At 72.7% G+C, this 23,869-nt stretch carries 25 protein-coding genes; 9 read left to right on the forward strand and 16 right to left on the reverse strand.

The window, feature by feature from the left end:
• From ACIBEA_RS15870 to ACIBEA_RS15900, 7 genes are all read right to left on the reverse strand, one after another.
• Complete coding sequence (locus ACIBEA_RS15870) at positions 1-1,185, reverse strand: thiopeptide maturation pyridine synthase (protein ID WP_399261131.1); 1,185 nt, start codon at positions 1,183-1,185, stop codon at positions 1-3.
• Positions 1,182-2,213 carry a lantibiotic dehydratase C-terminal domain-containing protein gene (locus tag ACIBEA_RS15875; RefSeq protein WP_399261133.1) on the reverse strand — a complete coding sequence of 344 codons (1,032 nt, stop codon included), beginning with the start codon at positions 2,211-2,213 and terminating at the stop codon, positions 1,182-1,184. Before ACIBEA_RS15875 ends, ACIBEA_RS15870 begins: the two co-directional genes overlap by 4 nt.
• On the reverse strand, positions 2,210-4,846 hold the full coding sequence (locus tag ACIBEA_RS15880; RefSeq protein ID WP_399261135.1) for a lantibiotic dehydratase: 2,637 nt from the start codon (positions 4,844-4,846) through the stop codon (positions 2,210-2,212). The genes ACIBEA_RS15875 and ACIBEA_RS15880 overlap by 4 nt, the downstream gene beginning before the upstream one ends.
• Before the next feature lie 14 nt (positions 4,847-4,860).
• Positions 4,861-6,846, reverse strand: coding sequence for a TOMM precursor leader peptide-binding protein (locus ACIBEA_RS15885; protein WP_399261137.1), 1,986 nt, complete (start codon positions 6,844-6,846; stop codon positions 4,861-4,863).
• An 83-nt stretch (positions 6,847-6,929) separates the two neighbouring features.
• Positions 6,930-7,112: a hypothetical protein gene (locus ACIBEA_RS15890; protein ID WP_399261139.1), complete on the reverse strand. Its 183-nt coding sequence runs from the start codon at positions 7,110-7,112 to the stop codon at positions 6,930-6,932.
• A gap of 185 nt (positions 7,113-7,297) precedes the next feature.
• Positions 7,298-9,037, reverse strand: a complete 1,740-nt coding sequence (locus ACIBEA_RS15895) for a SagB family peptide dehydrogenase (RefSeq protein WP_399261141.1) — start codon at positions 9,035-9,037, stop codon at positions 7,298-7,300.
• Positions 9,030-10,958 (reverse strand): hypothetical protein, encoded by a 1,929-nt coding sequence (locus ACIBEA_RS15900; protein WP_399261143.1) that lies wholly within the window; start codon positions 10,956-10,958, stop codon positions 9,030-9,032. The genes ACIBEA_RS15895 and ACIBEA_RS15900 overlap by 8 nt, the downstream gene beginning before the upstream one ends.
• A 341-nt stretch (positions 10,959-11,299) precedes the next feature.
• On the opposite strand from ACIBEA_RS15900, the gene ACIBEA_RS15905 reads away from it, so the two are divergent.
• From ACIBEA_RS15905 to ACIBEA_RS15920, 4 genes are all read left to right on the forward strand, one after another.
• Positions 11,300-11,788 carry an NUDIX hydrolase gene (locus ACIBEA_RS15905; RefSeq protein ID WP_399261145.1) on the forward strand — a complete coding sequence of 163 codons (489 nt, stop codon included), beginning with the start codon at positions 11,300-11,302 and terminating at the stop codon, positions 11,786-11,788.
• Complete coding sequence (locus tag ACIBEA_RS15910; protein WP_399261147.1) at positions 11,785-12,132, forward strand: hypothetical protein; 348 nt, start codon at positions 11,785-11,787, stop codon at positions 12,130-12,132. Before ACIBEA_RS15905 ends, ACIBEA_RS15910 begins: the two co-directional genes overlap by 4 nt.
• Positions 12,133-12,508: 376 nt before the next feature.
• Positions 12,509-13,720 carry an extracellular solute-binding protein gene (locus ACIBEA_RS15915; protein ID WP_399261448.1) on the forward strand — a complete coding sequence of 404 codons (1,212 nt, stop codon included), beginning with the start codon at positions 12,509-12,511 and terminating at the stop codon, positions 13,718-13,720.
• Positions 13,721-14,002: 282 nt separating this feature from the next.
• Positions 14,003-14,605 (forward strand): C40 family peptidase, encoded by a 603-nt coding sequence (locus tag ACIBEA_RS15920; RefSeq protein ID WP_399261150.1) that lies wholly within the window; start codon positions 14,003-14,005, stop codon positions 14,603-14,605.
• A 62-nt stretch (positions 14,606-14,667) separates the two neighbouring features.
• Here the strand turns inward: ACIBEA_RS15920 and ACIBEA_RS15925 are convergent, their stop codons facing one another.
• Both ACIBEA_RS15925 and ACIBEA_RS15930 read right to left on the reverse strand, forming a co-directional pair.
• A complete protein-coding gene (locus ACIBEA_RS15925; RefSeq protein ID WP_399261152.1) occupies positions 14,668-15,792 on the reverse strand; it encodes an FAD-dependent oxidoreductase in 1,125 nt (374 codons plus the stop codon).
• A gap of 166 nt (positions 15,793-15,958) precedes the next feature.
• Complete coding sequence (locus ACIBEA_RS15930; RefSeq protein ID WP_399261153.1) at positions 15,959-16,852, reverse strand: NADP-dependent oxidoreductase; 894 nt, start codon at positions 16,850-16,852, stop codon at positions 15,959-15,961.
• Between the two features lie 70 nt (positions 16,853-16,922).
• Between ACIBEA_RS15930 and ACIBEA_RS15935 the strand changes: the two genes are divergently transcribed.
• Positions 16,923-17,510 carry a TetR/AcrR family transcriptional regulator gene (locus ACIBEA_RS15935; protein ID WP_399261155.1) on the forward strand — a complete coding sequence of 196 codons (588 nt, stop codon included), beginning with the start codon at positions 16,923-16,925 and terminating at the stop codon, positions 17,508-17,510.
• A 94-nt stretch (positions 17,511-17,604) separates the two neighbouring features.
• Here ACIBEA_RS15935 and ACIBEA_RS15940 read toward each other — a convergent pair whose 3' ends face one another.
• From ACIBEA_RS15940 to ACIBEA_RS15970, 7 genes are all read right to left on the reverse strand, one after another.
• Positions 17,605-18,189 (reverse strand): STAS domain-containing protein, encoded by a 585-nt coding sequence (locus ACIBEA_RS15940; protein ID WP_399261158.1) that lies wholly within the window; start codon positions 18,187-18,189, stop codon positions 17,605-17,607.
• 392 nt (positions 18,190-18,581) lie between these two features.
• Positions 18,582-19,043 carry an ATP-binding protein gene (locus tag ACIBEA_RS15945; RefSeq protein WP_399261160.1) on the reverse strand — a complete coding sequence of 154 codons (462 nt, stop codon included), beginning with the start codon at positions 19,041-19,043 and terminating at the stop codon, positions 18,582-18,584.
• A gap of 151 nt (positions 19,044-19,194) precedes the next feature.
• Positions 19,195-19,440 carry a hypothetical protein gene (locus ACIBEA_RS15950; RefSeq protein WP_399261162.1) on the reverse strand — a complete coding sequence of 82 codons (246 nt, stop codon included), beginning with the start codon at positions 19,438-19,440 and terminating at the stop codon, positions 19,195-19,197.
• Complete coding sequence (locus ACIBEA_RS15955; RefSeq protein WP_399261164.1) at positions 19,437-19,634, reverse strand: hypothetical protein; 198 nt, start codon at positions 19,632-19,634, stop codon at positions 19,437-19,439. The genes ACIBEA_RS15950 and ACIBEA_RS15955 overlap by 4 nt, the downstream gene beginning before the upstream one ends.
• A gap of 375 nt (positions 19,635-20,009) precedes the next feature.
• On the reverse strand, positions 20,010-21,032 hold the full coding sequence (locus ACIBEA_RS15960) for an iron-containing redox enzyme family protein (RefSeq protein ID WP_399261167.1): 1,023 nt from the start codon (positions 21,030-21,032) through the stop codon (positions 20,010-20,012).
• A complete protein-coding gene (locus tag ACIBEA_RS15965; protein ID WP_399261169.1) occupies positions 21,029-21,346 on the reverse strand; it encodes a CDGSH iron-sulfur domain-containing protein in 318 nt (105 codons plus the stop codon). Before ACIBEA_RS15965 ends, ACIBEA_RS15960 begins: the two co-directional genes overlap by 4 nt.
• A gap of 69 nt (positions 21,347-21,415) precedes the next feature.
• Positions 21,416-22,042: a flavodoxin family protein gene (locus tag ACIBEA_RS15970; protein WP_399261171.1), complete on the reverse strand. Its 627-nt coding sequence runs from the start codon at positions 22,040-22,042 to the stop codon at positions 21,416-21,418.
• Between the two features lie 297 nt (positions 22,043-22,339).
• Between ACIBEA_RS15970 and ACIBEA_RS15975 the strand changes: the two genes are divergently transcribed.
• The 4 genes from ACIBEA_RS15975 (at position 22,340) to ACIBEA_RS15990 (ending at position 23,862) form a co-directional block, all read left to right on the forward strand.
• Positions 22,340-22,708 (forward strand): PRC-barrel domain-containing protein, encoded by a 369-nt coding sequence (locus tag ACIBEA_RS15975; protein WP_399261173.1) that lies wholly within the window; start codon positions 22,340-22,342, stop codon positions 22,706-22,708.
• A 94-nt stretch (positions 22,709-22,802) separates the two neighbouring features.
• Positions 22,803-23,216 carry a phage holin family protein gene (locus tag ACIBEA_RS15980; RefSeq protein ID WP_399261175.1) on the forward strand — a complete coding sequence of 138 codons (414 nt, stop codon included), beginning with the start codon at positions 22,803-22,805 and terminating at the stop codon, positions 23,214-23,216.
• On the forward strand, positions 23,213-23,599 hold the full coding sequence (locus ACIBEA_RS15985; protein WP_399261177.1) for a DUF3618 domain-containing protein: 387 nt from the start codon (positions 23,213-23,215) through the stop codon (positions 23,597-23,599). The genes ACIBEA_RS15980 and ACIBEA_RS15985 overlap by 4 nt, the downstream gene beginning before the upstream one ends.
• Positions 23,596-23,862 (forward strand): DUF4235 domain-containing protein, encoded by a 267-nt coding sequence (locus tag ACIBEA_RS15990; protein ID WP_399261179.1) that lies wholly within the window; start codon positions 23,596-23,598, stop codon positions 23,860-23,862. The genes ACIBEA_RS15985 and ACIBEA_RS15990 overlap by 4 nt, the downstream gene beginning before the upstream one ends.
• Positions 23,863-23,869: the final 7 nt, after the last annotated feature.

Below are 23,869 nucleotides of genomic sequence, written 5' to 3' on the forward strand. Positions count from 1 at the left end.
TCAGCCCGTGCCCTCGGCCCAGCGGGCGCCGAGTCGCCGCCAGGCCGGTTCGGCGCCGTCGTCCGCCGCCACCACGTACCGCTCGAAGTCGGCCGTGGCCGAGGTCCCGTGCGCCGACTCCACGGCGCGCGCGGCCAGATGACACAGCAGTCCACGGTCCACCGGGGGCAGCCCGAGCCGGCCCAGCTGGAGGTAGAGCAGGTTCATCACCAACCGGAAGGAGGAGAACCACAGGTCTTCGGAGACGAAGTCGTGGTGGCCGTGTCCGGAGCGCAGCAGGGCGTGGAAGGCGCTCAGCTGTCGAGTGGGCATCCGAGGGGCCGCCGCCGCGCCCGCCATCGATACCTCTCCCGAGGCCAGCAACGGTCCGGCGAGGCGCTGGTGCTCCCGGACGGCCGCGGCCCATTCCCGTACGAACGCCGGCCCGTCCGCTCCCGGCCCGCCCGGTTCCGCGGTCAGGCACGCCTCCACCTGCCGCAGGCGCGCGCACAGGGCCGCTTCCTGTCGGAGGAACCGCTCCTCGAAGCGGGCCCGGTAGGCGTCCGGGTCGGCGGTGCGGGAGAGGAAGGCGTCCGCGTGCGAGCGGAGCGAGAGCACGCCCCTGGTGATCGGGGCACCACCGTCCTCGAAGGGGATCGACGCGGCGGCCACCGTGGCCCACATCAGATCCAGGGCCAGCACGGGCAGGGGGGCGGAACGCAGCTCCTCGTACATCCGGAAGGTGAGGTCGTTGGTGGCGGAGAGGAAGTCCGCCAGCAGTTCGCCGGCCCGCGGGGAGCCGAGCACCCGCTGCCGGTGGTCGTAGGGCCGTTCCACGACCGTGTTGTCCGCCTCCCAGGGCGACAGCGGCCCCTCCTCCATCTCCAGCTGCGCCAATCGCGCGTGGACGGGGGCCAGCGCGGCCCGGTCCGGTTCGGCGGTCGAGGGGTGGGCGCGCAGGTAACCGGTGACGACCGCCGTCACGGCGGGCCGTACCCGCTCCTCCCAGTCCGCCCGCCCGGTCCGGAAGTTGAGCCGCAGGTGCGGCCCGCGCAGCCAGTGCCGACCGAACCAGGCCCCCGCCACCCACGGCCGGACCTCCGCGAAGGCCGGCCGCAGCCCGCCCAGGACCAGCGCGGGCTGCGCGGCCCCGTCGTGGCAGTGGACGTGCAGGCTGTGCCAGGACGGTCCGGCGGGCCCGCTCATGCCGCGCCCCGCGCTTGCGGCAGCTCGGCCAGCACCCGCCCCACCAGGAACCGCAGCTGGTTCTCCTGCCACAGGGTCAGCCCGAGCCGGTTGTTCACCAAGTGGGCGCAGCGTAGGAGTACCAGCTCGGTGGCCGGGTGGTCGGTGCCGCCCAGATCCAGCGGACCGGCCAACGGGGAGGCGATCCAGTCGGCGGTGAACCCGCCGCTCTCCTCCAGCCGCCGCAGCTCCTCGCGCAGCCGGCGCACCGAGGAGAGCCAGTAGCCCCGGTGGTCGTTGCCCACCGGGTCGGCGGCCAGCTCCCAGGTCCGCAGGGCCCGGGCGTGCAGTTTCTCCCGCTGGGCCAAGAACCGCGGCTCCACGTCGGCCGCCTCCGGCCCGCTGCCGAAGGGGACCGGCGGCCCGCCCGCCCGGGACCACCGGTCGCGGATCTCGTCGCACAGCGCGAACACCCCCACGACCAGGTCGAAGGCGAGCAGCGCCCGTTGGTCCGTGGTCGCCCCGGCGCTCACCACCGACATCGCCAGTCGGCTCGACTCGCAGAAGTGCCGCTCCACCGCCGCGATGGCGGCGCCGTGACCGTAGTCGGCGTGCTCCCTGACGTACGGGGTGAACTCCACGGAGTTGTTGGGGCGGACCACGTCGTCATGGCCCTCCCGGCCCTCCAGCCCGGCCAGCCCCCGCGCCACGCCCGCGAACCGGGTCCGGTCGACCACGTCGGGGGAGGGCGACCCGGCGAGGAAGGCGCCGATCCGCTCCTCCATGGCGGCGCGGATCCCGGCACGGTCGGCGCGGCTCCGGGGGAGCAGCCGCACCCGTACGTGCGGTCCGCCCTCCCAGTACCGCAGGAAGAAGTGGGATCGGGCCAGGCCCCGCCGCTCCAGATCGGCCACCAGTGGCCGGACACAACGGGTCAGGAGCGCGTCCTGGTCGGCGTCGTAGAAGACGTGCGCGCACACCCAGTCCCCGGCCCGTGCGGCGGCAGGGTCCAGCGGGGCGGCGGTGTCGGGTCCGTCCGTCATGGTCATGATGTCCGTCCTTCGTTGATCTCGACGAGGTACTCGGTCACCCGGGGCCCGGCGCCGTCGTGGTCCGGCAACAGGCCGACGTCGGGCAGCGCCTCCTGGAGGAACACCATCTGCTCCGGCCCGGCCGCCAGCAGCCGCTCCAGCACCCCGACCAGCAGCAGGTTGGCGAAGTCCACGTAGACCGGCTTGCGGGACTTGACCCGCCACACCTCCCCGCTGACCACGGACCGGGGGTCCAGGGCGCGGACGAAGCAGCGTCGCGGAATGCCGTGTGCGGCCAGCCAGTCGGCGAGCCGGAGCAGCAGCCCCCGATCGCCCTCGCCCTTCGCCCGGGTCGGCACGCTCCCCGGCGGCAGCACCCACTGCCGTCGGCTCACGGTGGCGGAGCCCACCACGACCCGCGGCTGGGCCAGCACCTCGCCCGCCCGGCTCACCTCGTCGAGGGACGGATCGCCGAACATCCGGCGCCCCGGGATCAGCAGGTTGGACGTGGCGCCGAGGCTCTGCATCAACAGGCGCAGCGCGGGCGGCAGCCACAGCTCGGCGACGAGCCCCGGATGGACCGGGCGGATCTCCTCGGTGCGGCCCCGCGCGTGCAGGACCAGCAGGCCGCGTCCGGGATCGTGCCGCACCAACAGGTCCCCGAGGCGGATCCGCCGGTCGGCCGCGCTGTCGCTCGCTCCCTCGGGGCAGTCGATCTCCAGCGCCACGGCGGAGGCGCGCAGCCCCACGTTGCTGCCGAAGTGGCGGCGGGTGTCGGCGTGCACCACCCCCGGCGGGGGCGCGACGGTCTCCACCACCGTGTCCCGCAGGGCCCCGGCCCCGGCCCCGGCCCCGGCCTGGGTCAGCAGCCGCCGGATCCGGTCCCGGCCGCGCCCGTGCCCGGAGTTGACGGCGTTCACCACGAACCCGGGACCGTCCGGGCTATCCAACGGCTGGCCGTAGAAGGCCACCGAATCCGGCGCGCGCATCCACCCGGGTCCGCCGCCGGCCACCGCGAGCAGCCGGTCGGCGGCGATCCGAACGACCCCGTCGCCGTCCGGCCGGGCGGAGCCGACCACCTCGCACAGGGTGTCCCGGACGGCGGCCAGTTCGCGTATCCGCGGCAGCCGGTGGCGGTGCATGGCCCGGTAGCCGTGCACCCCCACCGAGAGCAGGGCGGACAGCTCCGGGTCGGACCGCAGCCAGTCCTGCACCATCCGGTGGAAGGCCAGGAAGGGTACGGCGCCCCCGGCCGCGATCCGTTCGGCGAACAGGTCGGCGAGCGCGATCCGGCCGGGCAGCGCCGGATCGAGCACGGCCCAGCAGCGGCGCAGGGCATCGAGGTCCCGCAGCACCGGCTGCCAGGCGGCCCGATCCGGTCCGGGGAAGGGGTGGGCCAGCAGGGCGTTCTCGATGAGGCTGTTCTTGGCGGGCAGCATCAGCCGGTCCGGCCCGAGCAGGTCCCGGATCCGCCGCAGACAGCCGTCCACGGTTTCCACGGCCCGCGGCCGGTCCGGCGGATCGGTCAGCCCCGGATACCCGGCCACCACCTCCGCGAGTACGCCGAGCTCGCGGTCGACCGCCACCAGATCCGGGCTGTCCGCCCCGGCCAGGAGCCCGCGCAGCGCGGCGACGTGGTCGGGGCACTGGTCGGCGAAGGGCCGCTCGACCTCCACCAGACCCAGTTCCACCAACCGTTCCAGATAGGCCGCCGCCTTCGCCGGGCCGTTCCCGGTGCGCTCGGCGATGGTCGAGACCGCCTCCCCGCGGGTGGGCCGGCCCTCACGGACCGCGGCCACGCACACGTCCACCGCGGCCGTCGCGCGCAGCGACCGCAGCGGCTCCTCGTCGTCCCGCGGCCCCAGGAACTCCCAGCGCTCCCCGACGAGCGCGGCGCTCGGGTTCAGCCGCAGCCGACGGCGACCCCGGAACTCCGGATGCCCCTCCAGAGCCCGCACGATCTGCTGGACCACCCACACGTTGGCCTCGGCCACCGTCACCACCGCGGGACCCGACCGGCGTGCCGGGACGCGGTCCCAGCTGCCCAGGCCGCTCACCGTGAAGGTGCTGAACGGGCTGGTCTTCCTCGTCACCCGGGCGAGATAGGTGACCAGCCGCAGGGCCAGGGACCGTCCCGGAGCCGGTTCGTTCGGGCGCGCCAGCCACTTGCGGACCTCCGCGAGGAGGACCGGACTGCTCAGCGCGAGCCCGTACTGGAAGCCCGGATCGGCCGCCGCCTTGCGCAGCAGAGCCCCTTGGGAACGCACCTGGTGGTCGATCAGTTCATCGAGCCCGGCGCGCGCGACGGGCAGCCCGGCCCGCAGCCGCCGCCACTCCTCCACCTCGGCGACCAGCGGATCCGACAGCAGGGCCCGCACCTCGGGATTCCACAGCCGGTCGGTGAGGGGGCGGCTGTTGTGGACGGCCCGCCGCAGGCCCACCAGGACCGGTCTGGCCGGTCCGGCCCGGCCGATCTCCTCGTGCAGCCGGTCCGACAGCCCCGCCGCCGTCCCCGCCAGCCGCGCTCCGGCGGTGCGTACGGCCTCCACCCGGTGCCACAGCTCGGGCGAGCACATGTCCTCCAGGACGGACACGGGCAGTCCACCGATCCGGACACCGAAGGTGTCCGGCGTCGAGAAGTCCTCGGTCACGGGGCGTCTCCAGTTCACGGGAACGGATGCGGATGGGGATTGGGCGCGGCCCCGCCCGGGGCGCGCGCCCCGGGCCGGATCGCCACCGGGGGCCGCGCCAGCCGGGGCAACCCGTGGGTACGGCGCGACCGGTGCCCGAAGGTCATCGGCAGCAGCCCCGGCACGATCACCTTCGCGCAGGCCAGAGCGCCCGCGCGGTGCTCGTCCGTGGTCTGGTCCACCACGATGACGTCCATCCCCCGGTCGGTGAAACGGGCCACCACCTCGGCCAGGTCGGCCCGGATGTCCGTGCCGCGCGGCCGGCAGTCGGCGCCGGCGAACGCCTCCGCCACCGGCACCCCGCCGCCGTCGAGGTCCCCGTCCTCCTCCAGCAGGAAGGAGAACCGGTCGAAGGCGGCCGGGTGGCAGTACAGCAGCGCGTGGTCGCGCATCTCGCGGACCAGCCCCGGATCGTCCACCATCGCGGCCGCGCGCCCCGCCCCGTCGCGGAACGCCGGCCGGCTGGAACCCAGGTTCGCGGCCAGCTCCAACAGTCCGTTGAGGAGCGCCCGTTCGTGGTTCACATGGGCGCCGGCGGCGCAGACCGCCGCTGGTTCCCCGAGCCAGCGGCGCCCCGGCGGGCGGACCGCCATCATCCACACCGAGGCGAGACCGTGCTCGGCGGTCGTGGCGAAGGCCAGCACCCGGTGCCCGCTCTCCTGCCGGATCCGCTCCACGAGCACCCCGATCCGGGGATCGGCTACCGTGCGGAGATCGATCCTGGGCACCGGGACCCTCCCGTACCAGGTCAGCAGGAAGGCGTCCCGTTCGGCGAGCTCGATCAGCCCGTACAGGGCAGCCTCCTCCAGACAGCCGCCCAGGGCGCACCCGTTGGACACCTCGTAGGCCAACGGCACGGCCGTCGGGCTGCTGTGCCGGGTCCGGTAGTAGGCGTAGTCCTCCGGCACGAGGACCGGCCCGTTGCGGGCGAAGGAGTGCCCCCATACCCAGTTCAGCGGAAGGTCCGGCCGGAACGGCGGATAGGGGAAGTCCGGCTCGGCGTACCGCTCGGCCGGGTACAGCCCCAAGTCCGGTGGGTACAGGGCCCGATCGGCCAGCTCCGCCCACCCTCCCCGCACCGTGGTGCGGTGCCCGCCGGGCCGGGCTCCGCCCCAGCGCTCCAGCGCCTCCGCGAGCGCGGTGCGGGCGCAGGAACCGAAGTCCAGATCACGTCCGAACCCGGCCTCCTCCTCCAGCCCGGGCAGCCGCACCGGGGCCGAGACCATGGGGTACGGGTAGTCGGTGCGCACGTCGAGCTGACGGATCAGCCCGGTGCGCCCGTCCACGTACCGGGAGACCAGCCCGTCCCACCCGGCCCGCAGGTCACGGACCCGGAGTACGTCCCGGTCCGGTTTGGGCCGCGGGACCTCCATCAGCACCGGCGGCCGGTCCGGCGGCAGCCCTCCGCAGCGGGCGCAGTCCGGCACCGGCAGGAAGGGGTGCCGGCCGACGGCCATGGTGGTCAGGGACAGGAAGACCAGCGCCCGGTCGGTGATCCGGCCCGCCGACGCGGCGACCTCCGCTGCCACCAACTCCGCCGCGAGCAGGCAGGCCCAGGGTGTGAGGACCGGCGAGGGCCGGGCGGCGAGCCGACCGCCGTGCGCGCGCAGCAGGGCGGCGCGGGGACTGTCCGCCCCCAGGGCCCGCTGCCGCCGGGTGCGGGCACACGCCGCGCACCCGGTCCGGCCCGGCACGGTGGTCGGACCGATCACCAGGACACCCAGCTCGACCCGTAGCGGCAGCCAGCGCACGTCGGGCCGCGGCGGCCCGGTCGCCGTCGTCCAGCCGTCGTCGGCGCTGACCACCACCTCGCAGTCCTGGTCCCCAGGGGCCACCACCCGGTGATCGCGGGCCAGGGCCGCCCGGACCGCCGAGGCGAGCAGCCCCTCACCGGCCACGGCGACGACGGGCCGGGCGGTGCCCGGGGCGGGCACGGCCCTCGCGGCGTTGGTCACCGTCACGTCCTCACATCCTGTTCGTTCGCGTGGGCGCCGGGTCCGGCGGGCAGGTGCCCGCCGGACCCGGCATCGGCCCGCGGCCGGTATCAGCAGCAGCAGCAGGAACAGCAGCTGGCCGGGGTACCGGTGGAGGTGCAGTTCGACGCACCGATCTCGACCATGGCGTGACCGACGTTCACGGTCTCCAGGCCGGCTCCGGGCGAGGTGGGCAGGACGTCCAGTTCATCGACGCTGAGGTCATCCAGGTCGAGGACGAGGTCGTTGCGCATCGTTGATCCCCTTTCTCGGTGGAACGGGTGAGGAAGCGACCTTCGAACGGTCGCTCCACGCATCCTGCGACCCGGGCACCGGCCCCGTCTCCACGGTCGGACCACAGGTCCGACCGCGGACCGGCCGTCCCCGACCACGGGTCCGACCCGTAGGTCGGCGTGGCGGTGGCTGTCCCCGGGGCTCCTCACCAGGTCAGCGGCGGCTCGTACTGGGCCGTGGGCCGACGGCGGCCCAGGACGACGGTGAACACCGGCACCCGGGCCGCGTCCATCCCGAGCGCCCACCGCACCACGGCGTCGTCGCAGCCGTTGGTGATCCGAGCGGACAGCCCGGCCGCCGCCGCGAACACGGCGATCCGTTGTGCCACGATCCCCGCCTCCTGGTGCAGCACCCGGTACCCGCGCGCCCCGAACCACCGCTCCCCGGCCAGCCGGTCGGCGGTCAGGAACACCACCGCCCCGGCCTTCGCCGAGTTGACCGCCGGGGTCCGGTCGCACAACATGGCGACGACCTCACGCCCGTCCCCGTCCCCGTCCATCGCCCGCACCAGGGAAGCAGCCCCCGGCGGGCCCGCGAGCCGGTACCACCCCGGTGCGATCCCGGCCGTGTCGACCACCAGGACGTGCGCGTCCACCAGCGGCGGACACGCCGGGCCGGTGTGATCGCCGGGCACCGGCTCCAGCACGTACCGCAGGGCCGCGACCAGGTCGGCCCCGTCCGGCGGCGGGGCGGCGGGCAGGAACATCCGGCCCCCGGAGTCCCGGACCCGCAGCGCCGCGGCCAACTCCAGCCGACCGGGCTCCGCCCCGGCCCCGGTCGGCAGGGTCCCGGTCGGCAGGGTCCCGGTCGGCAGGGTCCCGGTCGTCCGAGTCCCGGCCGGTCCGGGGGGCGGCAGCAGGAAGTCGGCCGGATCGACCGGTGCGCCGGGCCCCGGCATCCGGGCGGCGAGGTCCAGGGCGGTCAGCCCGGCCCAGGCGCCCGCGTCCGCGGAGTCGGGCGCCAGGTGCACCGGTCGGATCCGCGGCACGCCGTCGCCCGGCCCCGGCAGCCCTCCGGTCTCCGTTGCCCCGTCCGGCTCGGGCACCCCGCCGTCCGCCTCCGGCACCCCCTCCGTTCCCGGAGGACCGGCCGCCCCCACCGGTGGTCCCGTCCAGGGGTCCGCCGCCCCGAGGTCGACCAGGGCGAAAGCCGTCTCCTCCACGCCGTCCAGCCCCAGCGCCCGGTTGACCGTCGCGTCGTCGAACCGGTGGTGCACCCGCCCGGGCAACCCGAGCGCACCGGCCACCAGCAGGGCGTTCCCCACCACCATCCCGGCTTCCTGCGCACACAGCCGGTAGGCGTAGTCGCGGTACCGGAACGCGCTCTTACGGAACCAGGCCGAGGCGACCAGCAACCCGGTCCCCGCGCCCGCCCCCGTCGCGGTCCGCACCTGTGGGGGCACCCCGCCCAGCCGCAGCAGCGTCAGGGCGTGGTGGCCCGGGTCGTAGTGGTAACACCCGGCGGGCAGGCCGTCCACCGGCCGCGCCAGCCAGAGGTAGAGCTCCACGGGGTGGAAGCAGCGCGCCGAGGCCACCATCCGGTGGTACGGCCACACCGCGTGCGGGCCCAACTCGATGCGCCCCAGCCCGTAGGTCCAGTACAGCAGTGTCGACAGGGACCGCCCGTCCAGCGCGTCCCGCCGCGGGACCGCCGACCGGTGAGCGGCGCGGAAGGAACCGAGGGACCACCGCGCGTCCCCGATCCGCCGCGCCGGCTCCGGGAGGACGTACCGGGGCGACCCCCGGTACGTTTTGACCGGCAGCGGATCGTCCGGGCCGCCCTCCTCGCCGTGCCCTTCGGCGAACAGGTCCCGCACCCCCTCGAAGGTCCGCCACCAGAACCGTAGACCGGGCGAACCGCGCAGGTCCCCGACGGAGCTACGCATCGCCGCGTTCCCCTGCCCCGTCGCCGGCCGGCACCACCCGCACCACGAAGGGCAGCAGCCCGGCCACCACCGGATCGTGGTCGAGCGGAACGACCAACGGGCGCACCCCCCGGGCCCGCAGCGCCCCGAGCATCGCCTCCGCCGTCGCCCCCGCCGGGGCCCGCAGCGGCCTGCCGGTCCCCGGGCCCATGGCCACACACGGGCCCGGCGGGACCGGCGCGTACCCGGGCTCGCCCGTGATGACGGACTGACGGTCCAGCAGGACCGCGCGCAGCCCGTCCTCCACCGCATCCGGCCCACAGGTCACCGCGACCGTCCGCCCGTCCTGCCACCAGGCCAGGACGGGCACCCCCAGGGCCCCGCCGATGTCCGCCACCGTCGGCGTCCCCCGCGCCGCCCGCAGCAGGTCCCACAGCCGGGTCGCCCGGGGCGACAGCGCCCGCACCCCGACCGTCACCGGCCGGGGCGCCACCGCCCCGGCCGCCGCATCGGCCAGAGCCGTCCGCGCACACTGCCCGCCGAGCCCCGCCGTCACGGCCGCGTCCCAGTCCGTTCCCGCGCCCACCCCCGTCTCGTCGGCCGCCGTGAACACCCGATCAGCGGCCACCTCCGCCGCCTGCTCGGCGGCCGGATCCCAGCCCCACAGGGTGCCGCCGGGCCCGTACCGGCGGGTGTCCGGCCGATGCGCCGCGTACCGGGCGAGCCCGCGCAGCGCCGCGTCCCGGCGGGCCTCGGCGAAGTCGAGGCCCACCCCGTACACGGGCCCGGCGTCCTCGGTGTGTGCGAGGGCCTTCGCCACATGGAGCGGAATCTGGGTGAACTCCCCCTCCTCCAGGACGCGCAGCACCCCCACGTACGGGTCGAAGCACCGGGCGGCTCGTCGCGAGAATTCCTCCCCGGTCACCGGGGCCCCGGCGCGGAGTTCCCCGATCCGCCGGGTGAACTCCTCGCGGCCCTCGGGCCGGACGGGCCGGGCCGCGGGATGGGGCAGCACCGTGTGGGTGGAGGTGCGCAGGGTCTCCAGATCGATCCGGGTCAGCTCACCAACGGCCTTCGCGTCCTGGTCCGGGGCGTCAACGTCCTTCGGCGCCGTGGTGATCCCGGTCAGCGTGACGAAGGCGGCGAGCCCGAGGTGGGAGGCGACCACCGCGGCGGCCGGACCCGTCAGGAACGCGTTCTCCCGGAACGGGCCGCGTGCGTCGAGCCGTTGCCACGCCGACCGCCAGCCGTCGCCGACCGGCCCGAGCCAGGCGACGTCGTCGAGGACCAGCCCCTGCACCAGCGCCGTGTCGGTGCCCCGACACAGCCGGTCCAGCAGCAACGCCCGTTCCACCGCGTCGCCCTCGCCGACGTGCAGCACCGCACCCGCCCCGTCGACCAGGTCCTCCGGCCGGGTCCGCCCCAGGTCGGTCAGGAGGAGCTCCTGGTCCGGATCGCGGTCCGTCGCCTCCGCCACCAGCTCCGTCAGCCGCCCGATGTCGGTGGGCCGCTCCGGCGCGAGCGCCGCCCGTACTCGCCGCACCCCGGACCGCAGCACCGAGGAGACCAGCGCGACGAACACCCGGCCCGCGCCCACCACTACGACATCGGCCCGCCGATAGGTCTCGAACCGGTGCGCGGCGCTGTCGCCGTGGTATTCGACGAACGCGATCTCGGACGCGTACGTCGCGCACTCGCGCGGGGTCAGCCCGTGCGGCAGGTCCGCACCGGCGTCGACCAGACACCCGGCGGTGTGCAGCTGCCCCACCAGGGCGCGCACCGCCTCGCGCTTCTCCGCGGGCAACCCCCCTACCAGTGCATCGAGTTCGACCGTACCGTCGAGGTGCGGGGCCACCCGGTCCAGCCAGCGGTAGGCGGACGGGCCGCGCAGGGCCAGATCCGCGCCGGCGCCGAAGACGTGGACTCCGTCAACGGTCGGCACGTACAACACATCGGACTTCAATCGGGGGCGCATCGTCCGCCTTCGGGTCGCAGGTCCGCCACTCGCCCCTCGCGAGGGGCGGGAGTGGAGCGGCGGTCGGGTCCCACCCGAGTATCGGCAGCGGACGCGCCCCCGTCCCCACGGCCGACCCACAGGTCCCACCACAGGATTTCCCGCAGGGTCCGCAGGGTCCGCAGGTCGCCGGGCCGGCCGAATCACCCGCTCCGCCGGAGCTGACGAACATCCCCGCGCGCTGGAGATAGGTGAACGTGAGCGTGAACGGGTGGAAGAGCGCGCGCTCCGGGGTAGGAGGTCCGCTGACCACCGAAGGGGAGGCAGAAGTGGGCGATTGGATCCCGCGCGTGGAGTGGGTGAAGACGCAGCCGCAGGCGCTCGTCGCGTCGTGCATCATGCTGCTGGACGACCAGGACCGGATGCTCCTCCTGCGGTACGGTCCCGGCCAGGCGGAAGCCAGTGGGGCGTGGTGGCTGCCGGGTGGCATGGTCGACGAGGGCGAGAACCCCTGGCCGGCGGCCCGCCGGGAGATGGGCGAGGAGACCGGCATCGCGTTGGGCGCGCAACCTTGCCTCATCGGCATCGACCACAGGGCCGACGTCCTGGGCACCGGCCCCGTCGTGGACTACTTCTTCGCGGCGCGGCGCGCCGCCGGCCAGCGGATCCGGCTCAGCCTCGAACACGACCGGTACGCCTTCCACCACCCCGTGGACCTTCCGGACCGTCTGGCGGCGCACCACCGGACGCTCATCGCACTGCACGCCGCAGCCTTGGCGGGCCGCACCGTGTACTTGCAGGAGGGGCTGCCCGTATGAGCCACGTTCCTCAGGTCGCGACCGAACCGGAGCCTACGTGGCGTCTGATGCGCGGTCCCCGGCTCGTCGGTGATCTGTACCAATACGCGATCGACATGCCCTGGTTCGTCTGCCGGTTCGTTCCCGGACCTGGCTGGCCGGAGATCCGCGGGTTGTACGAGGCCTTCGCCCAGTGGCAGGACCGGCGCGAGCCGGACCCCGAGGGGATCAGGTTCGTCGAGTTGGTGGGCCCGATCGCCGACCTCGGCCTGGAGCTCTGGGATCCGCAGGACGGCACCCGCATGCCGGTCTTCCGGCGCGCCATCGTGTGGGTCCGCGACGGCACTGCGCGCGTTCGCTGCTGAAGGCGCGGTGTGATGAGGGGGGCTTTCGGAGGTGAAGGCGACGGCCTGGATGCGGGCGACGGCGTTCCGCGGGCCAACACTCCTTCGCGTGCACGCCTCCCGATGTTCGTCATCTCCCTGGCCCGCTGACCCGCCCACCGGCCATGGTCCGGTCGGGAATCTGTGCACGGGCAACAACTGGTCTGTTGATGAAGTGATTTGGTGTGGGAAGCGATGCTGATTCGATAGCGCAGAACCCTGTGAAGGTGACGTAAAAGTGGTGTAGACCTTACGGCCAGTACGGAGCGGAGAAGGGTGAGGCGTGAGGGTGAAGCATCGTTGGCTGCGGGCGTCCGCGACCAGTTCCTTGGCAGTGGTGCTGCTGGCCGGCTGCGGCATGGTGTCCGACCCCGGGGCGGCCGAGGTGGTGCTCCGCGTCGTGGCCGCCGACTACGGCGATGGCCCGGCCAACTCCTCCGAGCCGTACTGGAAGGAGCTGGCGTCCAGCTTCGAGCAGGCGCATTCCCACGTGCGGGTGGAGGTGACGGTCCTCTCCTGGAACGACGTGGACGCCAAGGTCGCAGAGATGGTCAAGGCGGGCCACCCGCCCGACATCGCGCAGATCGGCGCCTACGCCGACTACGCGGCCGCCGGGAAGCTGTATGTGGCCGACGACCTCCTGTCGCTGCGTACGGAATCCGATCTGCTCGCGCCGCTCGCGGAAGCGGGCAGGGTCCGGGGCGATCAGTACGGTCTGCCGTTCGTGGCCTCGACCCGGCTGATGTTCTACAACACGAAGCTCTTGGAGAGCGCGGGCGTCATTGCCAAAGGCGCGTCGTGGCAGCCTCGGAGCTGGGCCGACCTCACGGCGGCGGCGAAGAAGCTCAAGAGCGACGGGGTGCGTACCCCGATCGCGTTGCCCCTGGGGCCGGAGGAAGCGCAGGCCGAGTCGATGCAATGGATGCTCGCCGGCGGTGGCGGTATCACGAACGACTCCGGGAACTACGTCATCGACTCGACCGCGAACGTGAACACCTTCGAGTTCCTACGGGACGACCTGGTGGGCGCTGGACTGACCGGCCCGGACGAACCGGGAAGGCTCGACCGCCAGAAGGCCTTCGACGCCTTTACGCGCGGCGAGGTCGGGATCCTCAACGGTCACCCCACCCTGGTGAAGCAGGCCGCCGGGAAGGGCATCAAGTTGGGGATGGTCGCGCTGCCCACGGCGAACGGGTCGGAGCCGCAGGCGATGGGCGTCGCGGACTGGCTCATGGCCTTCAGGAACGGGCACCCGCGGGAAGCCGGGAAGTTCCTCGACTACCTGTATGAGGAGAAGAACGTCACCGCCTTCACCTCGAAGTACGGACTGCTGCCGGTGACGACGAGCGGCTACCAGCGGATGCTCGACTCCGGCGATCCCGGGACCGCACCGCTCAAGGTGTTCCTGAACGCCCTGCCGACCTCACGGCTGTACCCGGTGGGCAAGAAGTCCTGGGCCGGGGTGAACGCCGACGTGAAGAAGAAGATCGGCGCAGCCGTGCTGCCGGGCGCACGGCCGGCGAAGGTGCTGGAAGAAATCGCCGAGGGCGCCCGGAAGGCGGGCGACTAGAGATCTGACCACCGCCGGGGGCCGTCCGGGGTGAGCTGTGCCACGTGGTCGGTCCGCCGATCGGTGTGCGGGTGGCCCTGCTGGACTCGAAATGGTAGGGCGGGGTCAGGCCGTGAGCGTGCGTCAAGAAGTGCAGGTCACGGGCCGATAACGGGGCGCGGTGGGGGATGCGGGGGCGGTGGCGGGGCGTCGCGTGGAGCGGTTTCGGCTCGATGTTGTCTCAGTTGTGGCGGATTCCATACGATTTGAGGGAGCCTCGAAGCCGCTGGTAGAGCTGGCCGCATGATCAAAACGATTCGAAAGCCTCGCCATGCCAAGCCCCGTACCCGCACCTCCTCGACGCGCGTCGGTGTGCTCGGGGGCGTCCTGGGGACCCTCGCGTTGGCCGCTACCGCCACCCCGGCCTCGGCCCACCAGGCGGATTCGGGCCCGACGGGCGCGAGTGGGCAGATACCGTCCTCCCGACCCGATGCCACTCCCTCCTCCGGGAGCTCCGACAGCTCCGACAGCTCGGATCCGGACAGCGTGACGGGAGCCGCGGCGAAGGTCGTGGCCTTCGCTCGGGCCCAGGTCGGCAAGGGGTACGTGATGGGCGGGACGGGCCCGAACGCGTACGACTGCTCCGGCCTGACCCAAGCCGCCTACCGTCAGGCGGGCGTCGAACTCCCGCGCGTCTCCCAGGATCAGTCCGCGAGCGGCCGGGACGTCAGTCTGTCGGACCTGCGACCGGGCGACCTCCTCTACTGGGGCTCCAAGGGCGCCGCCACCCACGTGGCCGTCTACCTCGGGAACGGCACTTACGTCGGCGCGCAGAACTCCCGCGTCGGTGTCGTCGAGCGCAGCCTCGACTGGTCCAGCCCCTCAGGTGCCGTCCGCGTCGTGTGACGACCCGCGACGGCCGGTCCGGGAACCGACCGGTCCGGGAGCCGACCGGTCCGGCAGATCGGTCAGCGTTCGCCGGGCGGGCGTCCGGCGAAGAAGTCGATCAGGTCCTGGGGCGTGGGGTTGTGCGCGACCACGGCGGCGGCCCTTGCGCTGCGGGGGAACAGCGCTTGCTCGTATGCGGTGAGGGCCGCCTCCAGGTCGTCGGGGTGTGCGGCAAGGGCCTGGCCGAGTTCGGCGCCGTCCTGCATGGCCAGGTTGGCGCCTTCGCCGTCCGGGGCCGAGAAGTGGGCGGCGTCGCCGAGCAGGGTCACTCCCGGTACGCGGCTCCAGCGGTGCCCGATCGGCAAGGCGTGCAGCGGGCGCAGGACCGGTGCGGTCTCGCCCGCGGCGATCAGAGGGGTGAGCTCCGGTGCCCAGCCCTCGAATTCCTCCGCGATCCGCGCGGCTGCCGCGGTGGCATCGGTGAAGTCGATGGTGGTGAACCAGTCCAGGGGCCTGGCCAGTGTGAGATGGGCGTGGAGGGTCCCGCCCTTCTCCCGGTGGGCGACGAACCACTTGCCCCGCTCGTCCCGGTCGAGCGCGCAGAGTGTTCCGCCGCCGACCGCCTTCGCGGTGGCCGGGTGTCGGGTGTCGGCGTCGTACAGGCGGGTTTCGACGAAGGATCGGCCGATGTATGCGGGCGTGGCGTCGGAGAGCAGCGGTCGGACTCGCGACCAGGCGCCGTCCGCGCCGACCAGCAGGTTCGTGACGGTGCTGGTGCCGCCCGTGAAGGTCACCTCGTAGCGACCCTCGGCGAGGCGGTGGACGCCGGTCGCCTTGTGGCCCCATCGGACGGTCCCGGCGGGGAGCGCGTCGAGCAGGATCTGTCGCAGCTCCCCGCGCTGTACCTCGGGGTTCCTGCCCGTGCCGTCGTCGACCTGGTGGAACAGCACGGTCCCGTACCGGTCGAGGAGCCGTGTCTCCTGGCGGCCCTCCAGGACTATGCCGCGGAACTCGTCCATCAGGTCGGCCGCCTTGAGCGCGCGTTGACCGTTGTGTTCGTGGATGTCGAGCATCCCGCCCTGCGCACGCGCCGTGGGGGAGGGATCCGCCTCGTAGACCGCGACCGGGATGCCGTGGAGGCTCAGGACGCGGGCCAGTACGAGGCCGCCGAGCCCTGCGCCGATGACCGTGACGGAAGTCTGCATGGCTCGGATGGGTGACATGGGTGACATGGGTGACATGGGTCGCAGGGTGTGCATGAGTCTCCTCGGCTGCCGCGCACCTGCCGAGGGTGTCCCGGCAGGTGCGCGGCAGGCGCTCTGGAAGGGTGGATTGCGCGTTCCCCGTCGTCGAACGGCCCAGGGAATCCGCTCAGATGGCCACGACTCGCCGTCCTCGTGTGTGGCCTGCCTGGCTGTCGATGTGTGCGGCCGCGGCTTCGGCGAGCGGGTAGGACTTCTCCACGGGGATGTGGAGCTTCCCCCTGGAGATGAGGTCGACGGCTTCGGCGAGCGCGTCCTGCACGCTTCCCGCCGTTCCGGAGAAGCGGACACCCAGCTGCGGTGCGTCGAGGTCGGCGGTCGAGATCACCTTGCGCGGGTCACCGGTCAGCTCGACGAGTTCGCGGATCACGCCCGAGCCGGCCAGGTCGAGTGCCGCGTCGACGGCGCCGAGTCGCCTCACCCGATCGACCCAGCCGTCGCCGTACGTCGTGGCCAGCGCGCCCAGGCTCCGCAGATAGTCCTGATTCGCGGCGCCGCCCGTGCCGATCACTTGGACGCCGCGCTCACGTGCGATCTGCAGCACCGCTGAGCCGACGCCCCCGGACGCGCCGCTCACCAGCAGCGTCTGGCCGGGGCGCACACCCGTCTCGGCGATGACGCGCAGGGCGGTCTCCACCACAGAGGGATATCCCGCCGCCTCCTCGAACGTCAGGTCGTCGGGCATCCGGGCCCAGACCCCGAGGACGGCGAACTCGGCGTAGGTGCTCGCCCCTTCACCGAACACGTGGTCGCCGATCTCGACCCCTTCGACCCCCTCGCCGATCTCGTCCACCACGCCCGCCGCGTCCAGGCCGACCCCGGAGGGCAGTTGGACCGGACGGGGACCCAGGGCCTGGCCCTCGCGGAGCCTCCAGTCGACGGGGTTCACGCCCGCCGCGCGTACGGCGATGCGTATCCGGCCGGGGCCCGCGTGGGGCTCCTCGGCATCTATGAGGTGCAGGACGTCGGGACCGCCGAACTCGGCGAAGCTCACCTTCTTCATGGCGTCGACCGTAACACTAACCGTTAGTATTTAGGGATCGTTATGAATATGCCCCTGTTAGTATCAAGCCATGACCGTGCCGACCGGACGCCGTGAACGCAAGAAGGCCGCGACCCGCCAGAAGATCGCCGACACCGCCCTACGGCTCTTCCTGGAGCGCGGGTACGACGCGGTGGGCATCCGTGACGTGGCCGCCGAGGCCGACGTCGCCGTGACCACGCTCTTCTACCACTTCACCTCGAAGGAGGCGCTGGTCTTCGAGCAGGACGAGAACTTCGAGCAGCGCCTCACGCGCGCGGTCACGGACAGAGTCCCTGCGGAACCGCTCATGCCGGCACTGCGCCAGGAGATCCGGGCCATGGTGCAGCACTGCACGGCGGACGGCGCAGCCCCGATCTACCGCATGATCGACGAGTCACGTGCCCTGCGCGAGTACGAGGACTCGATGCGCCTGCGGCACGCGGAAGCCCTGGCCGCGGCCATGGCCGCGGACTCCGCACTGGCAGCGACACCGACAGCCTGTCGGGCCATCGCACGCTTCGTGATCGACGCCTACGCGCTGGGCCGCGAAGCGGCCGATCCGGACGCCGCGGTGGACGAGATCTTCGAGATGATCGAAGCGGCCTGGGAAACCACCCGCTCCTCCCGGCGCGGGTGAGGGTTGTGGCCGGGTGCGAGTGCGGCTGGCCGTGCGTCCGGCCCGCAGAGTCCGGTCGGTCGCGGCGAGTCCGGTCGGCCGTGGTGGCGGAGGGCTATGTGGGGTGGGGCCGGGACCCGTGCCGCGAGGTCGCGGCCGTCTCGATCTGGCTCACGGTCGGCCCGGTTGTCCGGCAGAGCGCTTCGATCGTGAGCCCCAACGGGTGTTGGTGCATCGCTTCGTCGATGTGCCGCTGGGGCCGGTCGGGGGGCGGTGCGGAGGCCGTGGCGCCGACCGGCGGGATCGGGTCGCTGTCGTCGGGGGTGTAGCGGACCGTGAACAGCTGCTGGGTTTCGGTGAGTTGCAGCAACCGTGCGACGGGGCGGCTCACAACCGTCAGCACCAGGGTCTTGTCGGTCGCGGCCGCCAGGCGGTTCAGGTCCAACAGGACGTTCAGTCCAGAGCTGTCGCAGAAGGTGACGGAGGAGAGGTCGAGGTCGAGACCTGTACGGCTGGACGTCAGGGCCGTGGTGAGGTCCTCGCCCAGGCCGGGCGAGTCGTCCATGTCGATTTCTCCGCGCACGCGGGCGAGGATCCGTCGGGGGCCGGGCTCGAAAGTCACTGCGACGGTGGAGGGGCGCAGGGTGGCGCCGGTGCTGTCCTCGGGAGGAGCGGGCTCGCGGTCGAAGTGGTCGGTCATGGCCTTCTCCCTTTCAAAGCCATGTGAAGCGGGTCATGCGTTTCGTCCGGCGCCTTCCAGATCAGTGACGATCCAGATCGGTGACGATGGCCTGGGCGGCGCGCTCGGTCACGTGACAGGCGGAGGCGACGTCCCCAGACGGATTTCCGGGTCGCGAGGGATCATGGCGAGGATCCGGGCGTGGTGGGTGATGAACGTCCAGCTGGGCCGAGGTTCGACCGGTTCCATGCCCGAATTATACGACTTGTCGTTCCGGTTTCGCCAGACCTGAATGACGAACCGGAGCCTCGGAACGAACGCGGAACGACCTCGGAACGAACCCTGCCGTGGTCCGTCGTGGTTCCGACCGTAGAGATCGAGCAGGAACCCGGCACCGTCCCGCCCACACTTGTTCAGGACCTGCCCGGTGGTGCGTCCGGCCCGGCCGCGGCGTCCACCCCGTCGACGTCCAGGCAGGCGTGTACCCGCTTCCCGCCGTTGGCGGCCGGTGTGACGGTCACGGCACGGGCCACGCGGTGGATCAGGATCAAGCCCCAGCCGCCGGTGCCGCCCATGTGGGGCGGCCGGACCTCGGGCGGGGCGGGGCTGGTGTCCGTGACGTCGATGTCCAGAAGACCCTCGTGCAGGAGGAGGTCGAGGCTGCACGGGCCGGTGGTGTGCCGCACCGCATTGCTCACGAGCTCCGTGACGACGAGAGCGGCATCGCCCTCGGTCACCGTGGAAACCCTCTCCCCGTGATCCTTCGCCTCGTGGAGGAAATGCGCAGTGGCATCTCGGGCGCGGGCGGCCGCGTGGATGCCGATCGGCAGGTCCAGGTGCTGCTGCCGTCGCTCTGTCGCATGGGAAGGGGGCATCGGGAGGTGTCCGTATCGTCGTGGTGTCGGGCTCTCTCCTACTTGAGTAGGCGCCTGCCCGGGCGGCGCGGTCCCATACCCGTATGCGCACGACCGCTGCCGATGAAGGGACGGAGGGCGGGGTCAGCCAGCTGCCCGATGCTGGTGGCCGTCATCGTCGCCGTCCGGTGCCCGGGTCGTCGGTGCACGCGATGCACTCCACGTCGAGTTGATCGGCGAGCTGGTTCATGGCGCCCGCCGCCTCGTCGACGGTTCTGGGTTCGCCCTGCGCGTCCTCGGCTCCGGCCGGGGCCAACAGGTCTCCGGCCAGGGTGCGCAGGAGGGCGGTCACCTGGGCAGCCGGGATCAGTAGTTGCCCGTCGGTGGCCGGGATCAGCGAGATCGCCACCGAGATCATGACGGTGCTCCCTCGTCGCCCAGCCTCGGTCCCGGCGCCGGGCGGGCGCCCGTCCGGTCGCGGGGTCTGTCTCCGGCATCGGTTCCCGCGGACGCGGCGCAGAGGTGTTCCATGGCCCGCCGGACCTCATCGAAGTGGCGCCACGGTTTGCCGCTCGCCTTGGGGTGGATCCGGTCCCGATCGGTGTCGCTCATGGTGCCTCCGTGCGGTACGGACGTGACGAGCGCGTGACCGGGGCTGGCCGAAATCGAGCGGTGCCCGGTGAGGTCACGCGACAGCTGCTCGGGCGGGGCTGAGCGGCCACGTCCTGTGACGTGCGCGTGTTCGACGACGTGCTGTGGCGGACGTCTACCCCGCAACGGTCGACCTACCCGCCGGCACGGGGACGCCGGCGACTGGTGGGACGAGCGGACCGGGGACGTCGGAGGTCGCTGGCCGATCCGGCCGCGTACGGCGAGTGGGTCGTGGGACCCCGGTCGGCCGAGCTCGTCGGGCGGTCCGCTCATCGGACCCTTCCGGACGCCGCCCGGAGCCGCCGCGGCGGGGGCCGATCCGGGCGAGGGCGTCGCTCAGGCGGGGCGGAGCGCGCTGTGGCCGCGGTCCCAGGCCGTGCGGATGTGGGCGGCGAGGTGGTCCTCCAGTAGCTGGGTTGCCGCGCAGCCGAAGGCGACGTCGGGCTCCAGCCCCGGTTCGTCGGCGAGGAGTCCGCCGATGACCTCGTGCCGTACGACTTGTTCGTGGACGGCGTCCGCTTCGACGTGCTCGGTGTAGAAGTGTTCGGCGGCCGGACCGGCGCCGCACCTGCGCATCGCGGCGGCGAGCCGGCGCGAACCGGGGGAGGAGGTCACTTCGACGCACGCGAAGTGACCGATCAGGGCTCCGCGCAGGGCCCGGTGCAGGCCCAGGAGCGACATCAGGTTCACGGTGGCCAGCGCGGGGGCGGGGGCCCGGTCGAGGTAGTGGCCGTAGGCGGGGTCCAGGCCCAGGTCGGTCATGAGGTCGGCGAAGAGCCGGGCGTGGATGCGGTCGGGGTGGCCCGCTCCGAACTCGTCGTACTCGATGGCGACCATCGCGGCCTTGGCCCGGCCGGTGAGCCGGGGGATCACCCAGGCGTGCGGGTCCGCCTCCTTCAGGTGGTAGAGGGAGCGCAGGGCCGCGTACTCGCGCAGTTGCCACAGCTCACCTTCGACGTGCAGGCGGTGGCTGAGGCTGTCGCCCAGGTCGACGGGTTCGACGAGCAGGGGGGCGAACGCCGCCGCCACGGACCGCGGCGCGTCTGCCGTACCCGCTTTGAGGGCATGGAGGAAGCGGTCCTCCAGAGCCCGGCGCATCCGTAGCAGCCCGGGATCCCATTCGAGCGCCTCGTCGACCCCCGCGAACCCGCGGTAGTGCAGCTCGTACAGCAAGTAGAGGGCGAGTTGGAGGTCCTCCCCCCACGGATCGGCCCGCAGGGCGGAGCCGGGAGCCCACGCGGGGGGTCGCCCGGTACGCAGGGCACGCACCACCGCGTTGGAGAGTTCGCCGCGGCCCTGTACGAGGGCGGGCGCGGACGCCGACCCCGTGATGGCGGTGGCTCCGGAGGGTGGCGTCATGACGCGCTCCTGCCTTCGAGTGTGCCCTGGGGTGTGCCTTCGGCTGGCGTGGACCTCTGTTCGCGGGCCCGGTGGCTCGTATCGCACCACGGGTAGGTACGGCTGCGACGGCAGGTGCACACGGCGACCATGAACCGGTCCGAGCGGGCCGTCGTGCCGTCCGCCATCACGATCTCGACCGGCCCCTCCACGAGTACGGGGCCCGAGGGCTCCACGCGGACCCGCCGAGCCCGCGGGCACTCGGCAGGGGCGTCGTGGGCGGGGGTGCCGAGCGCCGGCGGAGTCGGCGGGTCCTGCGGAGCAGAAGCGATCATGCCGAGCGCCTACCCGTGATCGCGCGGCGCACGCGCGGCCACGGGCCGGCCCCACGACGTCTCATCGCGTCACGAGGAGGCCGGATAGGGGGCGGCCTTGAGGCGGCGGGCGAGGTGCGCGGTGTTCGCGGCCAGTGTCGTCGTGGTGGCCGCGGTCTTCTCGGGGGTCTTGTCGAGGTCCTGGTAGTCGGTCCCCTGCATGGCCTCGCCGACCCAGTACGTGACCGCGTTCGGTGCGAGGGAGAAGCCCACGTCGTTCAGACCCTGGAAGAGATCGGCGCTCACCTTGTGCGCGCCGTCCTCGTTGCCGACGACGCAGACCGCCGCGACCTTGCCGTAGGTGAGCATGCGGCCTTCGTCATCGCTCTCGCCGATCTCGGCGTCCAAGCGCTCCAGGACGCGCTGGGCCACGCTGGAGGGGTGCCCGAGCCAGATCGGCGTGGACAGGACCAGGATGTCGCAGCCCAGGACCGTATCCCGGATCTCGGGCCAGGCGTCTCCTTCGCCCATGTCCACCTGGACGCCCGCCTTGACATCGTGATCGGCGACCCGGATGACCTTTCCCGTGACGCCGTGCTCGGCGAGAGCGGCCATGGTCTGTTCGGCCAGCAGCTGGGAACTGGACGGGGACGGCGAGGGGGACAGGGTGCAGACGAGCGCGACGGCGCGCAGCGGGGTGGTCTCTGTGGTGTCCATGGTCCGCAGCTGCCCGCACTCCCGGCCGGTATTCGCCCACGGCGGGTGCGCGGGGGACAGGTCCTGCGGCATCGGCCGGCCGACCGTCTGTGAAGGACCTCAACCTTGCTGCCCCCGCCCCTGCCCCACGGCCGGGGGCGCCCTCGTGAAACTCCCCCGGGCGTACGAATGAGTCACCGGGGCCTGGGCAGGCGGAGTTGAGGCGGAGTACACGCCTTCGCCGCGTACGGCAACGGAAGAAGGAGGGTGGCCGGTAGGCCTGCGCCGCTCTCCGCTCACCGGAGGAGTTGTTTTCGCGTGACTGAGCATGTGTGGAGTTACACGTCGACCTCGGGGCATCTGGCCGGTACCGATCTGATCGGGTACAAGGTCGAGGCCAGCGACGGTGGCATCGGCAAGGTGGACAAGCACTCCGACGAGGTCGGCGACGCCTACTTGGTCGTGGACACCGGGGTCTGGATCTTCGGCAAGGAGGTCCTCCTCCCGGCCAGCACGGTGATCCGGATCGACCCGCAGGAGAGGAAGATCTTCGTCGCCGGGACCAAGGAACAGATCGAGAACGCTCCCGAGTTCCACCGCGACAAGCACCTCAGCGACCCGACCTACCGCGAGGAAGTGGGCACGTACTACGGCCCGGACATCCCGTTCGGCGGCCGACCCGCCTGACCTCGCAGGGGGGTGAAGGGGGCCCGAACTCCACGAGTTCGGGCCCCCTTCACCCCGTAAGTCGAGCTCCACGAGGGAGAGGAGCGTACGCACCGTGAGTACGTCCGAACGACACCCCCGCACCGCGGACGACTCGGTGGGCGAGCTGGTCTCGCGGGCATCCGAACAGATCTCGGAACTGGTCCGCGAAGAAATGCAGCTGGCTCGGGCGGAGTTGAGCCACAAGGGCAAACGCTTCGAAGTCGCAGGCGGCCTGCTCGGGGGCGCCGGTCTGCTCGGTGTCCTCGCGGCACAGGCGGCGGTCGCGGCCGGCGTCGCCGCCTTGGCGGTGGTCCTGCCGGTGTGGGCCTCGGCCCTGGTGTGCGCCGTGCTGCTGGCGGTACTCGCCGCCGGGACCGCGGCGGCCGGGAGGAAGCAGATCGCACGGGCCGTCCCGCCCGTGCCCGAGCAGACCATCGACAGCATCAAGGCCGATGTGGCCGCGATCAGGGAGAGGACCCACCGATGACCGCACATCCGAACGGAAGCGACTCCCACTCCGCCCCCACCCCCAGCGCCGAGGAACTGCGCCACCGGATCGAGCACACCCGCGATGAGCTCGGCCGCACCGTCGAGGCGCTCGCCGGCAAGGCCGACATCAAGGCCCAGACCAAGGAGAAGGCGGCAGCGATGAAGGAGCAGAGCATGGAGAAGGCGGCCCTCGTCACCGACCAGATCCGCGAGACGGCGGGGCAGGCCGTGCGGCTGGTGCAGCAGAAGACGCCCGAGCCGGTCCTCGACACGACCGGCCAGGTCGTGACCGCGGCGAAGGCCAACCGCACCCCGCTGCTCGCCCTCGGCGCGGCCCTGGTCGTGGTCCTGCTGGTGCGCCGTGGCCGGGGGCGCAAGTGAAGGCATCCGCGATCGCGTACAAGCCGGTCGGCCTGGCCCTGGGCGCGGTCAGCGGCATGCTGGCCGGGATGGCTTTCAAGCAGGCCTGGAAGGTGATCGAAGGCGAGGGCGACGCGCCCGATGCGACGGACGAGCACCGCTCCTGGAGGGAGATCCTCATCGCCGCCGGTCTCCAGGGCGCGATCTTCGCCGTGGTCAAAGCCGCGGTCGACCGCTCCGGAGCCGTGGCCACCCGTCGGGTGACCGGTACCTGGCCCGGCTGATACCGAG

The organism is Streptomyces sp. NPDC051555, from assembly GCF_044454405.1.
Classification (GTDB): Bacteria; Actinomycetota; Actinomycetes; order Streptomycetales; family Streptomycetaceae; genus Streptomyces.